Origin of the sequence: Sporotomaculum syntrophicum (genome assembly GCF_009932395.1) — a bacterium.
Lineage (GTDB): Bacteria > Bacillota > Desulfotomaculia > Desulfotomaculales > Desulfallaceae > Sporotomaculum > Sporotomaculum syntrophicum.
The window spans coordinates 161,892-174,755 of sequence record NZ_LSRS01000002.1 but is presented as its reverse complement, the minus strand read 5'-3'; the positions used below and the strand labels follow the sequence as shown (position 1 = coordinate 174,755).

The 12,864-nt window shown below is 38.5% G+C and carries 13 protein-coding genes and 1 tRNA gene; all 14 read right to left on the bottom strand.

What is annotated here, in order from left to right:
* Window positions 1-7 precede the first annotated feature (7 nt).
* Window positions 8-83, bottom strand: a tRNA-Lys gene (locus SPSYN_RS03295).
* 204 nt (window positions 84-287) lie between these two features.
* Window positions 288-1,574: an adenylosuccinate synthase gene (locus tag SPSYN_RS03290; protein WP_161821084.1), complete on the bottom strand. Its 1,287-nt coding sequence runs from the start codon at window positions 1,572-1,574 to the stop codon at window positions 288-290.
* A gap of 12 nt (window positions 1,575-1,586) precedes the next feature.
* Window positions 1,587-2,975, bottom strand: coding sequence for an NAD(P)/FAD-dependent oxidoreductase (locus SPSYN_RS03285; protein ID WP_161821083.1), 1,389 nt, complete (start codon window positions 2,973-2,975; stop codon window positions 1,587-1,589).
* Between the two features lie 190 nt (window positions 2,976-3,165).
* Window positions 3,166-4,497, bottom strand: a complete 1,332-nt coding sequence (gene dnaB, locus SPSYN_RS03280) for a replicative DNA helicase (RefSeq protein WP_161821082.1) — start codon at window positions 4,495-4,497, stop codon at window positions 3,166-3,168.
* A 38-nt stretch (window positions 4,498-4,535) separates the two neighbouring features.
* Window positions 4,536-6,449, bottom strand: a complete 1,914-nt coding sequence (lonC, locus tag SPSYN_RS03275; protein WP_161821081.1) for a Lon family ATP-dependent protease — start codon at window positions 6,447-6,449, stop codon at window positions 4,536-4,538.
* A gap of 27 nt (window positions 6,450-6,476) precedes the next feature.
* Window positions 6,477-6,926 carry a 50S ribosomal protein L9 gene (rplI, locus tag SPSYN_RS03270; RefSeq protein ID WP_161821080.1) on the bottom strand — a complete coding sequence of 150 codons (450 nt, stop codon included), beginning with the start codon at window positions 6,924-6,926 and terminating at the stop codon, window positions 6,477-6,479.
* 2 nt (window positions 6,927-6,928) lie between these two features.
* The gene (locus SPSYN_RS03265) at window positions 6,929-7,903 is read right to left on the bottom strand and encodes a DUF2232 domain-containing protein (RefSeq protein WP_161821079.1); all 975 of its coding nucleotides are present in this window, start codon (window positions 7,901-7,903) and stop codon (window positions 6,929-6,931) included.
* A 181-nt stretch (window positions 7,904-8,084) separates the two neighbouring features.
* Window positions 8,085-8,315 (bottom strand): 30S ribosomal protein S18, encoded by a 231-nt coding sequence (gene rpsR / locus SPSYN_RS03260; protein ID WP_161821078.1) that lies wholly within the window; start codon window positions 8,313-8,315, stop codon window positions 8,085-8,087.
* A gap of 11 nt (window positions 8,316-8,326) precedes the next feature.
* Complete coding sequence (locus SPSYN_RS03255; protein ID WP_161821077.1) at window positions 8,327-8,749, bottom strand: single-stranded DNA-binding protein; 423 nt, start codon at window positions 8,747-8,749, stop codon at window positions 8,327-8,329.
* Between the two features lie 46 nt (window positions 8,750-8,795).
* On the bottom strand, window positions 8,796-9,086 hold the full coding sequence (gene rpsF, locus SPSYN_RS03250; protein ID WP_161821404.1) for a 30S ribosomal protein S6: 291 nt from the start codon (window positions 9,084-9,086) through the stop codon (window positions 8,796-8,798).
* 196 nt (window positions 9,087-9,282) lie between these two features.
* The gene (locus tag SPSYN_RS03245) at window positions 9,283-9,492 is read right to left on the bottom strand and encodes a DUF951 domain-containing protein (RefSeq protein ID WP_423828275.1); all 210 of its coding nucleotides are present in this window, start codon (window positions 9,490-9,492) and stop codon (window positions 9,283-9,285) included.
* Between the two features lie 29 nt (window positions 9,493-9,521).
* The gene (locus SPSYN_RS03240) at window positions 9,522-10,919 is read right to left on the bottom strand and encodes an aminopeptidase (RefSeq protein WP_161821076.1); all 1,398 of its coding nucleotides are present in this window, start codon (window positions 10,917-10,919) and stop codon (window positions 9,522-9,524) included.
* Between the two features lie 95 nt (window positions 10,920-11,014).
* On the bottom strand, window positions 11,015-11,659 hold the full coding sequence (locus SPSYN_RS03235) for a CvpA family protein (protein WP_161821075.1): 645 nt from the start codon (window positions 11,657-11,659) through the stop codon (window positions 11,015-11,017).
* Window positions 11,656-12,747, bottom strand: coding sequence for a YkvI family membrane protein (locus tag SPSYN_RS03230; protein WP_161821074.1), 1,092 nt, complete (start codon window positions 12,745-12,747; stop codon window positions 11,656-11,658). The genes SPSYN_RS03235 and SPSYN_RS03230 overlap by 4 nt, the downstream gene beginning before the upstream one ends.
* Window positions 12,748-12,864 lie beyond the last annotated feature (117 nt).

The window sequence follows — 12,864 nt, the reverse complement described above, 5'->3', positions numbered from 1 at the left end:
TGTTTTGTGGTGAGCCATCCGCGACTCGAACGCGGGACACCCTGATTAAAAGTCAGGTGCTCTACCGACTGAGCTAATGGCTCACTTTTTGTCTTACAGTTGTATATATTACAGCATATTAACTAAGGTGTCAATAATTTTTATTATCACAATCATTATTTATTTTTTTACCTGTGGGTTAGATATTTCCCTTCTCACGAAATTATTACATGTCATACTATATAGGAGTATACCAGAATAACTACCGCTTCAAGTAACTAAATGTATTTGCATTTTAAATTATTAAGCTAGAATATTTCTTTTAATACCAATGTTTGTGCCCTTTCAGGACCGACACTTACAATAGCCACTGGAACACCAGATAATTCCTCAATGCATTTAAGATAATCTTTGGCCGCCTGAGGTAGTTCATTAAAATTAGTTACCCCTGAAATATCCTCCTGCCAACCAGAAAACTCTTGATACACTGGTTCGCACTGAGCCAGAAATTTTAAGCTAGCCGGAAACTCTTTAATAATCTCACCTTTATAGCGGTAAGCTGTGCATATTTTTATCTTTTCGAGACCAGACAAAACGTCCAGTTTAGTAATGGCAAGGTAAGTCAGTCCATTAATCCTAGTTGCATAGCGGGCTATTATCGCATCATACCACCCACAGCGTCGTGGACGACCGGTGGTGGTACCAAACTCAAAGCCCCGGTCCCGGATGATATCACCTAGTTCATTATGCAGTTCTGTGGGAAATGGACCTTCACCCACCCGGGTAATATAAGCCTTAGCTACTCCTATCACGGTATTTATCTTGGTAGGCCCAAGACCAGCACCCAGACAAGCTGCAGCAGCAACTGGATGGCTGGAGGTAACATAGGGATAAGTTCCGTGGTCAAGATCCAATAGAGTACCCTGGGCACCTTCAAATAACACTTTGTCACCGCGGTCGATAGCCTCATTTACCAGCACAGAAACATCCGCTACGTATTGTTTTAAACGGTCGGCATATTCTCTATACTCTTCCATCATTGCATAATAATCAAACATATCCTCTACCCCGTAAAGACGGGATAGTACTTTGTTTTTAGCTACTAAAGTATTTTGTAAATTTTCAGCCAACTCATCCTGGTCAATAAGCTCTACAATACGAATACCCACCCGGGAGGCCTTATCGGCATAAGCTGGACCAATACCCCTGCTGGTAGTACCGATTTTACGGCTACCTTTGCTTTCCTCTTCGGCAATATCAATGCTCCTATGGTAAGGGAAAATTACATGTGCCCGGGGGCTAATACGCAAATTTGAAGTACTAATCCCTTGTTTTTCTAAAGTATCTAATTCCTCTATCAATACACCGGGATCAATTACTACCCCGTTGCCAATAAGACAGTGTTTATTTGCATATAAAATTCCCGAAGGAATAAGGTGCAATTTATATGTTTGGCCATCGGCAACTACAGTATGTCCAGCATTATTACCACCTTGGTAACGTACGACCATTTCGGCCTGCTCAGCCAAAAAGTCAGTAATTTTACCTTTGCCTTCATCTCCCCATTGCGCTCCAATTAACACCACCGTAGACATCAGGTATCCCCCTTATAATCTGCTAAGAATTTCCCTGGCAGCTACCATGCCCGCCACCGAAGCCTGAGCCAAACCCCTTGTGACACCAGCACCATCACCTGCCGCAAATAAGTTTTTAATCCGTGTTTCAAGACTATTACTTAGAGCTAACCTGGATGAGTAAAACTTAACCTCCACGCCGTATAATAATGTATGGCGGGAATATACCCCAGGAGCAATAATATCCAGTGCTTTGAGCATCTCCACAATGGCCACCAAGTGCCGGTAAGGAAATACCAGGCTTAGATCCCCCGGAGTGGCCTCTTTAAGGGTAGGTAGCACAAGACATTTTTTAATACGATCCACATTAGATCTCCGTCCATCCAGTAAATCGCCTAACCGCTGTACAATTACACCACCGCCCAACATGTTAGCCAGGCTAGCTATATACTTACCATAGGTAATAGGTTCCCTAAATGGCTCAGTGAACGTCTTGCTGACTAGGACAGCAAAGTTTGTGTTATCCGTTTTGTTAAAAGCATGACTATGTCCGTTTACAGTTAACAAACCATCGTTGTTCTCTATTACGACTTGACCATTTGGATTCATGCAAAATGTACGCACCCGGTCGTCAAACGTCTGGGAATAATAAATCAGTTTGGATTCATAAAAAACCCTGGTTAATTGCTCCATGATAGCAGCCGGTACTTCCACACGCACCCCGATATCAACCGGATTATTTCCAGTTTGCAGTTCCAAACGATTGGCTTCCTGAGCTAGCCATTCAGAACCTTCCCGCCCCGGTGCTAATATCACATAGTCACTAGTGAATTCTTCACCATCAGCAGTGCGAATACCCTTTACAAAGGATTTTTCAGTAATGATTTGCTCAACAGCTACTTGAGTTCGAACTTCAATATTTTTATTTATTAGGTATTCATACATATTCTTCAAGATTTCCTGACAACGTCCTGTGCCTAGATGTCGAATCGCTACAGGTACTAGTTTTAAGTTAGCAATTATAGCCTGACGCTGAAATTCATGTATCTCATCTTGATGTTCCACTCCATAGACATGTTTAGGAGCACCAAATTGCAGATATGTCTGATCAACTTCCTTAATCATTTCGTTAAGTTTTTCTTCGCCCAGGTATTGATCTAGGCTGCCACCAATCTCCGATGAAAGGGTTAGCTTACCATCACTGAAAGCACCAGCACCTCCCCAACCGCAAACGGTCGAACAAGGATTGCAATTAAAGCAACTTCCGCCTTTCTCCCGGGAGAGGCAATTTCGCTGGTTGATATCGCGACCTTTTTCTAAGATTAATACCCGTAAATCACTTTTTTTTGCAGATATCTCCAAAGCAGCAAAAATGCCAGCTGGACCTGCACCAACAATAATCACGTCATAGTGTTGTGTCACTGGTCAACCCCCCGTTTTTCCTTTAAATATTTTGTACACATCTACATAAAAATAACCCAAACAAGTGCTGTGTTTGAGTTAGTCAATTACATGCTTTATTACGAGTATTATTAACGGTATACTAGCGCACAACAATAGAATATTATCAAATCATATTTTTTATGTCAAGATAAATTAACCAATATTCTTATTATTCCCATTCATTGCGCCGGGTCATTGTCATAAACTTGGTATATTCTTTTAAAAAAGCAAGTTCTACCACTCCGGTGGGGCCGTTCCTTTGCTTAGCCACAATTATATCTGCAATGCCTATTTTTTCAGTGTCAGGGTTATAGTATTCATCCCGGTAGATAAACATTACTACGTCAGCGTCCTGCTCAAGGCTGCCACTTTCTCGTAAATCAGACATTATTGGTTTTTTATCCTGTCGCTGTTCTACAGAACGGCTTAACTGAGCTAATGCCAGAATAGGCACGCTAAGCTCTTTAGCTAAAGCCTTTAATGAACGGGATATGTTGGCAATTTCTTGTTGTCTATTCTCTGTACGACCACTACCTTGCATTAACTGTAAATAATCGATAACTATCAAACCCAAGCCCTTTTCCATGTGTAAACGACGAGCTTTTGACCTGAGTTGACGAGCGGTAAGTATACCAGAATCATCAATAAAAATAGGAAGTTTAGCAATTTCCCGAGCTTTTTGGGTTAACTTATCCCAGTCCTCATCACCAATTGAACCTGTGCGTATTTTATGCTGGTCAACCATGGCTTCAGCACAAAGCATTCTTTGCACCAGTTGCTCCTTGGACATTTCCAAACTAAATACAGCCACTGGTTTGTTAATTCGTTCCGCTGCGTTATAAGCTATACCCATCCCAAAACTGGTTTTACCCATAGAAGGACGTCCAGCCACAATCACAAGATCCCCCGGCTGCAATCCCTGGCAAAGACGATCTAAATCAATAAAACCTGTGGGCACCCCATGTATTTCATCCTTATGTTTAGCTAGGTGTTCCAGGTGTTTAAAGGTTTCCATTAGTATATCCTTGATTTCAATAAACAATACCGAAGTACGCCGTGAGCCTAGCTCTACCAGCATTTTTTCGGCCTCTTCCATTAACCTTTCGGCATCCTCACTGCCCTCATATCCCATGCCAGCAATTCTGGTTGCTAAGTTAATTAAATTGCGCAAAAGAGCTTTTTCCTCTACAATGCGGGCGTAATGTTCAGCATTAGCAGCAGTTGGGGAAATATTACTTAGCGTTGCCACATAGGTGGCTCCGCCCACCTTTTCTAAATCACCTCGACGGCGCAATTGGTCAGTCACTGTCACCAGATCAGCAGCCTGACCATTTTCCTCTAAATCAAGGATAGTTTGATAAATAACTCGGTGGGCTTCCACATAAAAATCTTCCGGATGTAAAAAACGTGTTACTATTGCAATCGCGTTGTTATCCAAAAAAAGTGCGCCCAACACAGCTTGCTCGGCATCTATATTATGGGGGGGCACTTTTTCCCACATAGCCATCATCACCTAATCGTCAAAGGTCAATTACTTGTTTAGTTAGCTAAAGGAAATACATGATTAATTAATTCTTCAAATGTCTGTACCGTTTTAACTTTAATCCCCTTAGCATCCAAAGGAATATCTTTCTCATTTTCCAAAGGTATAAATACGGTATCAATACCACACTGCTTAGCACCATATATTTTTTCCGGCACACCGCCAACCGCCCTGATCATGCCCTGAATGGATAGTTCACCAGTAACGGCAATATTTTGAGGAACCGGTAAGTTTTCCAAAGCGCTATAAATAGCTAGCGATATAGCTACGCCGGCTGAAGGTCCATCAATACGCCCACCGCCAACAACGTTAACATGTACGTCATAATCATATATATCACGACCAGTTAACTTGCGTAGTACTGAGGCTGCATTAAATACAGAATCCCTGGCCATACTGCCCGCTGTTTCATTAAAACGAATTAATCCTCCTTCCTGGCGCCGAGCTGGAAAAGCTACCGCTTCAATTTCCAGAGCCGAACCAACAAACCCGGCCACACCAAGTCCGAAAATCCTGCCTACCTCTTTTTTTTCGGAAGCCCGCCTTATAACATAAGGTGTTAGACGACTTACCTGAATCACTTCGTAAACATCACTTGCTTTAATTACTAAGTTTTGATCTTCTAACGACCTGTTAGATGCCAGTGCATAAGCATCCGCCAAAATATTCGTCGCCTTGCGGCCTTCAATAGTGTATTCTGCTATAATATCAGCTACATGGTCATCTATAGTTACATTTAACTTTTGAGCAGCCTGCTGTACAATTTTATAAATATCAGAAGGAGTTAGAGGTTCAAAAAATATTTCAGCGCAACGACTACGTAAAGCAGGATTTATTTCCTCCGGCCCTCGAGTAGTCGCGCCTATTAATATAAAATCTGCCGGAGCACCTTCTTCAAATAGTTTCTTTATATATTTCGGAATATTACTATCAGAAGGGTCGTAATAGGAAGATTCAAAAAATACACGTTTATCCTCCAACACCTTTAATAACTTGTTTTGTAGAATAATATCTAACTCGCCTATTTCATCAATGAACAATACACCACCATGAGCGTCCGTTACCAAACCGGGTTTGGGTTCAGGTACACCACTGTCTGCCAAATCACGTCTTGCCCCTTGGTAAATAGGGTCATGTACAGAACCCAGCAAAGGATTAGTTACCTCCCGCGGATCCCAGCGCAATGTTGTCCCATTTACTTCTACAAAAGATGCATCTTGCTCAAAGGGACTATGCTTTAAGCCCCGGGCTGCTGCAAGAGCCAATCTTGCCGCAGTTGTTTTACCTACCCCTGGTGGTCCATAAAGTAATATATGTTGAGGGAATGGTGATGTCAGTTTGGAAAGCAACGCTCTGACCGGGCGCTCCTGGCCTATAACTTCATCAAAACCAGAAGGCCTCAACACATCTAGCACAGATCTAACCAAATGCTTCTGTTCAAGTTTTTCTAAAACAGCAAACTTTTTCAATGTCTGGGCATTCTCGGGACCGGCATTTTCCTTAATTATTTGCATTTTTATCTCACTAACGTATTCTTCGTGCCGTTGCTGTAAACGTTCGTTGATTTTTTTTTCTAACTCATCTTCCAAAGTGCGACGAGCAATTATATCGGCAATTTCATTTTCAATTTCATCCAGTATACCAGGTATATCTTCAAATTCCGGTACAATTTCAATAGTAGGATCTTCAAAGACAATTTTCTGTAAGGCAAGCACCTGTTCAGGCAATATATCAGAACGCATCATTTGCAAAACATTTAATTTTCCAGCCCGCAAAACAATTTTATCCGAGCCGTACAAATCGGTAAGCAAATTAAATAATGAATTAACTTGCCGCCGCAATTGTTCCTGTTCTCTGAACTTGGCGCTCAAATCATTTTTACCTTTAATTTTTTCAAGAATGCTTTTCATTGCTGTCAAGTCTCCTTACTGTCAGTGTTAAGCCTCCGGAACTACTTCCACATTAATTTGGGCCTGAACCGCTGGGTGAAGTTTTATGATAATAGTGTATTCACCCAACGCTTTAATGGGATCTTTTAATATGATTTTTTTCTTATCCACTGAAAAGCCATAGTTATTATACAAAAATTCTGCAATATCCTTATTATTAATAGCCCCAAACAATTTACCAGCATCACCCACTTTGGTTTGCATGACCAATTTCAGGTTTTCCAATTGCTGACCAAGTTTCCTGGCTTCATCTTCTAATTTTTTCCTGTTTGCTTCTTGTACCTGACTTTGTTTTTCCAAGTCTTTTAATTTTCCCTTTGATGCTTCTACTGCCAGGCCTTTGGGTATAAGATAATTACGGGCATAACCTTCGGCAACTTTTACCACTTGCCCTTTTATACCAAGTTTTTTAACATTTTCCAACAAAATAACTTGCATAATCAGTCTCCTTTAATTCCATCATCTTCAATTTGCTGACGCCGCAAATCAACTACAGAATCAATCATACCAATGGTTATTGCTATTGCTGCTGTAAATGGCAAGTAGAGCAATAAGCAAACCATAAGAAAAAACTTCACTACTTTAGAAATTCTCCATAACTGAACATAATATAATATAACTGCTAAACCTAATACAAAAAAAATAAAGGCTGCAATATACAAAATGTTTTTTCCAGTTACATCCATAAGTTGCCAGGATAATTCATCGCCAAGCAGAGTAAACACCAATCCAATTATTATCAACCATATAGAATACCAAGGTATTTGCAACTTGGTAAAACGGAAATTATCGGCTACTATGAGACCCAACTTTTGCATCCAATGTTTAGCAATAAAATACGTGAGCATCGCCATTATAATATTCCATACTGCCACGTTTCCTGGTAATAAAGTTTGTACAAGATATATAATTTGCTCTGTAAAATCTAAATATTGCTGCCTATTCGCTTCATCCAGCAAACCATTTTGATTATAAAACTGAGCCATTTGTTCCATAATGACTCTAAACTCCTCGGTAACCTGTGAGATACCCGTACCGCTGAGCACAAAACTGAACAACAAATTTAGTGCAGCTATTAGCAGTGCCAAAAAAAAGAGCACCGTCATACTTTTATACACCGTGAGCTTATTTTTAAACATTAAGCCAATTAATAAACCAAGAGGAACAAACTGCAAAATCAATAAACCAGCCGACTTAAAATTATTAAAAGCAATTAATAATATAAGAGCAGTCAATATCACTGAATATAGGCCATATAATAAATCTCTCTTTAATATAAGATAAACCAGGGGCAAAGGTAAAAAAAGCATTGCAAAAAAATAAAACGGTCCAATAAACAAACCCAGTAATCCCAATAATGCCATAACGGTGGCCGCCAATATCACTTCCATTGCACCTGAATACTTCTCAATCAAATGCAAAAACCCACCCCTATTAATTTTTTAAGCACTTTCACACAATTTAATAAGAGTTCTGCACATATATAGTTTTTCCTTCATAGTAGTGCCGGGTACACTGCTGTTATTTATTGATCAACATTCCAGTCCTTAAAAATAAATAAAGGGGAACATCAATGTCCCCCATATATACTCCAATTTATTCTGCTGTAAATGGTAAAATTGCTATATTCCTGGCTCTTTTAATAGCCAAAGTCAGCATGCGCTGGTGGCGAGCACAATTACCTGATATACGACGAGGTAAAATTTTACCTCTTTCAGTAATATATTTTTTTAAACGCGGTACATCTTTATAATCAACATTTTCCATTTTATCGACGCAAAAACTGCAAATACGTTTTTTACCCCTTCGCCCACGTTCACGCCTCATATAATTCCCTCCTAAAACGGAATATCCTCCTCGTTAAAGCTAATTTCACTTGCAAAATGCTCATCTTCGGCGATTTTATTACCACTGGCGACCGAGCCACGACTATCCTTGGCAGAATTCAAAAAACGCACGTCATTAGCCACTACTTCGACTACTTTACGGCGTATACCCTGCTTATCGTCATAAGAGCGAGATTGCAATCTCCCATCTACTGCTACCAAACTCCCCTTGCTCAAATACTTGGCACAACTCTCAGCAATCTTTTGCCACACAACAATATCAATAAAAGTAGTATCCTCAACCTTTTCTCCCTGCCGGTTGTTGTAGATGCGATTCAAAGCTAAGGTGAATGTAGCAACCTGCATTCCACTGGGTGTATAACGAAGTTCAGGATTTTGGGTCAGTCTACCAATTAAAATAACTTTATTTAGCATAAAAAATCACCGCCTTGATGTGCTTAAATCTCTATATAAAGGCTATTTATTTTTCATCTTCACGAACGATCATATGCCGCAATATATTCTCGGTTATCTTTAGTATACGGTCCAACTCAGCAGCTACCGCTGCTTCACCTTTGAAATTCATTATGACGTAAAACCCTTCGCGTGAATTCTTGATTTCATAGGCTAGCCTGCGCTTACCCCACTTCTCAAGCTTAGTAACCTCGGCGCCATTGATTTCCGCGATACCCCTAACTTTAGTTATTAAAGCATCGGTAGTCTCTTCATCTAGATCCGTCCTAACAATAAATACTAATTCATACTGACGCACGATCTTCACCTCCTCCCTGTGGACATAAGGCCCTACTGAAACATAGATATTATCATTTATAACAGCGTCTGTGCCAAAATCACTGTTTCAACAATTTATCTATGCAGTAGAGCAGGGTAGGTCCATAGAATATAATTTTTTGCCATTTTTGGCTTTAGTATTATAACATAGATATTTAGATTGGGCAAGCTAATAACTAATCACTACCATTTTGGCTTACCTTTGAAAAAATAATTTTTTTAACGCTTTTTTCAAACTTTGGCCTTGGGAGCATCAGTACCCTACCACATTTAATGCATCTTAGACGAAAATCAACCCCCGTACGCATTACTTCCCACTCGTCACCACCACAAGGATGTGGTTTACGAGTTTTTACTATATCTCCTACATTATATTTAATCAACATAGCCAACCACCTAGCCTAAATTAAATTTGTTAGGAGTTAAAAAAAGCCTGATAACCCTTGTACATCATGTAAATATCAGCTTTATGACAAATTTCATAAGGCGAGTGCATGCCTAATAAGGCGACACCGCAATCAACTACATCAATACCTAGGTTTGCTAACATATAGGCTATTGTGCCGCCGCCGCCCTGATCTACTTTTCCTAACTCACCTGTTTGCCAGATTACATTGTGATCATTTAATATTTTCCTCACCCGGGCTAGATATTCAGCGTGAGCATCATTTGCATTTTTTTTACCACCCGAACCTGTATATTTAGTAATAGTAAGACCACTACCCAATCGAGTAGCGTTGTTTTTCTCCATAACTTCTTCAAAATTAGGATCAATCGCTGCGTTAACATCTGCAGACAACGCCCGCGATAACCTCATAGACCGGCGCAATAGCAATTCATTATAATTACCGGTACTCTTTTCCAGCAGTTCAGCCATAAAATCAAGAAAGAAACTGGATTGCATTCCGGTATTACCAGCACTCCCAATTTCCTCCTTATCAGCAAAAACAGCTACAGCAGTATTAACCGGACGTTCAACCCCAACCATAGCCTTTAATAAACCATACGCACAAACACGGTCATCCTGACCGTAAGCACCTACTAAAGCTCGATCCAAACCAACGTCTCTAGGAGATAATGCAGGAACTAACTCTAATTCAGCGCTAAACAAATCTTCCTCAATAATACCGTAATGCTTATTTAATAACTCTAATACAAACTCCTTTACCCTATCCGTGATATGATTATCTTTAATAGGTAAGCTGCCACATAGAGCATTTAAGCTCTCACCTGGAAAAGCATCCGATACTTTTTTATCCAACTGATCCTTCGCTAGATGAGGTAATAAATCTGTAATAGTAAAAACAGGATCACTATCATCTTCTCCCAAACAAATATTAATCTTTATTCCATCACTTCTTATAATTACCCCATGTAAAGCCAGTGGCAACGAAAGCCAATGATATTTTTTAATTCCTCCGTAATAATGAGTTTTTATTAAAGCTAAATTATTATTTTCATATAAAGGACTAACCTTTAGGTCTAAACGAGGACTATCCACATGGGCACCGATAATGTTTACCCCTTCTGTAAGGGGACTATTGCCTATAGTAACCATTACTATTGCTTTTCCCTTAACTTCTTGGTATATACGAGTTCCAGGCTGTAACGGACCGGTTATTTTTTCTATTGGTTCATAACCATTATTTTCGGCAAACTCTTTTGTAATTTTTATTGTTTCTCTTTCCGTTTTGGCCATCTTTATATATCGCTTATAATCTTCACCTATATGGAATACTTCTTCCTTTTCCTGATTATTTAAATAATCCCATACAATTTTTTTACTGTAAGCAAACCTACTTTTTTCAGTCATAGATATCCTCCCGACGTATTAATGTTTTTATTATGACCTGATTATTTATATCTAAATTCAAATATCCAGTTACTTTAAGTAATTCCAAAAGGTTATTAAGGTAAATGTAGGTTAAACATGTTCAGCAACTCCAAAGCATATGGAATAATTAAAGAGCGGTTTGTAGCCAGATAAATAAAGCCAGTTTTTTCTTGGCTAGCTATCACACTAGCTGCTGATATAGGCTCCAAAAAGAATGCTACAACTAAAACAATAATCAAACCACGAACTAATCCTAATATTAACCCACCCAAATAATCTAATGGTCTAAGAAAGGTATGAGTCACGGCGCCGGAGAAAAATCCCAAAGCAACCTTCACAAATAAAGATACAAATATTAGTATTAGGAAAAATGATATAAAATATAGAATATTAATTGCTAATTGGTCTGCTACGTTATTTAAACTTTCCGACATTAGCTTATTTTGGTTATTTAGCTGAAAATTAACTATAGATATTTTATTTATTAAATCCTGTAATGAGGTTGGAGGTAAATAATTTAAAATCAATTCGGAAATACTATTCCCCCATCCCCATTGGTTATCAAGATAAACAGCCAATGACCGGTAACCTATAATAGCAGATGTAATACCTAAAACTAACCCTGCAAAACTAGATACCCCAACAATAAAACCTGTACTAAGTCCTCTAATGGTAGAAAATATTATGATTAAAATAAATACCCAGTCCAACCAGTTCAATATTTTCCCCCCCAGACATTTTTTACTCTTATTATAATCAACCGTAAATATTTTAGAGGTGGACCAAATATTAAAATAATAATTAATAATAAGCCTGCATAACCAAAAAGAGGATATATAATTCCAACTAATTGATCAAAGTCAAACCTTGCTATGGGTATAGACAGCATGGTTACACCAATACCAACTAGTTTATACATATTACTGTTTACTTCTGACAACCGGGCTGCAAAGCCATGTGCATTGGCTACCGTCGTAGTTAGAATAGCCACCCAAATTAATATACCCATAATACTTTTCATACCGTCACTTATTAACCCGGCCATATATAACATAGGTACTTTAAAGTTTATAATTTCAGGATATATTGTTAGTTCGGCCCAATACATAACTCCAGCTGTAATACCAAGGCCTATTCCACCTAATAATCCACCGCTAATTGCTTTTTTCGTGTTGATGTTTTTTCCGATAGTAGATAATACCGCAACCACCACAATCATATTATAGGAAACATACAAAAACCCGGATATTACCCAGTTCCTGTATATATTTTCTGGTGGTTCGATAGCAATATTTAGTCCTGTGGATGAATTTTGCATCTTAATTAATAATAACGATATTAATAATATAGCCGTTATTTTTAACGGAACCAATATAGCATTTACCCAAACAACTCCCTGTAATCCACAGAATAAAACAAGGCAATTAATTAAGGCTAAAATCAAGATTCCATACCAAGCAGGCATATTTAAATATTCATTAAATACTGCTCCACCACCCGATAGCATGACACCTAATCCACCTGCAAGCATTAATAAGCTTATTATATCAAGCAAGATAGTAGTTTTCTTACCAACAAGATAATTAATTATAACTAAATAATTATCAGTTTTAAACTTATTAGATAAATACAGGATTACTGCCCCAAGATAACAAAATAAAAAAGTAATTAAAAACACTTCTTTAATTCCGTCTCGTTCATGAACAGTAATAAATTGCATTATTTCCTGGCCTGACGCAAAACCGGCACCTATTATAGATCCCATATACATAGCAGCTATTTTCATAGTGGAAATTTGTTTATTCATTAAAGGACTATCACCTCCCACCCCTATAAGTTGAGTTTATGCATTAATTAATTATCTTTTTACTAAAAAAAGAATAAATATCAACCATCATGGAAATAAATATATTAGTTGTTTGTT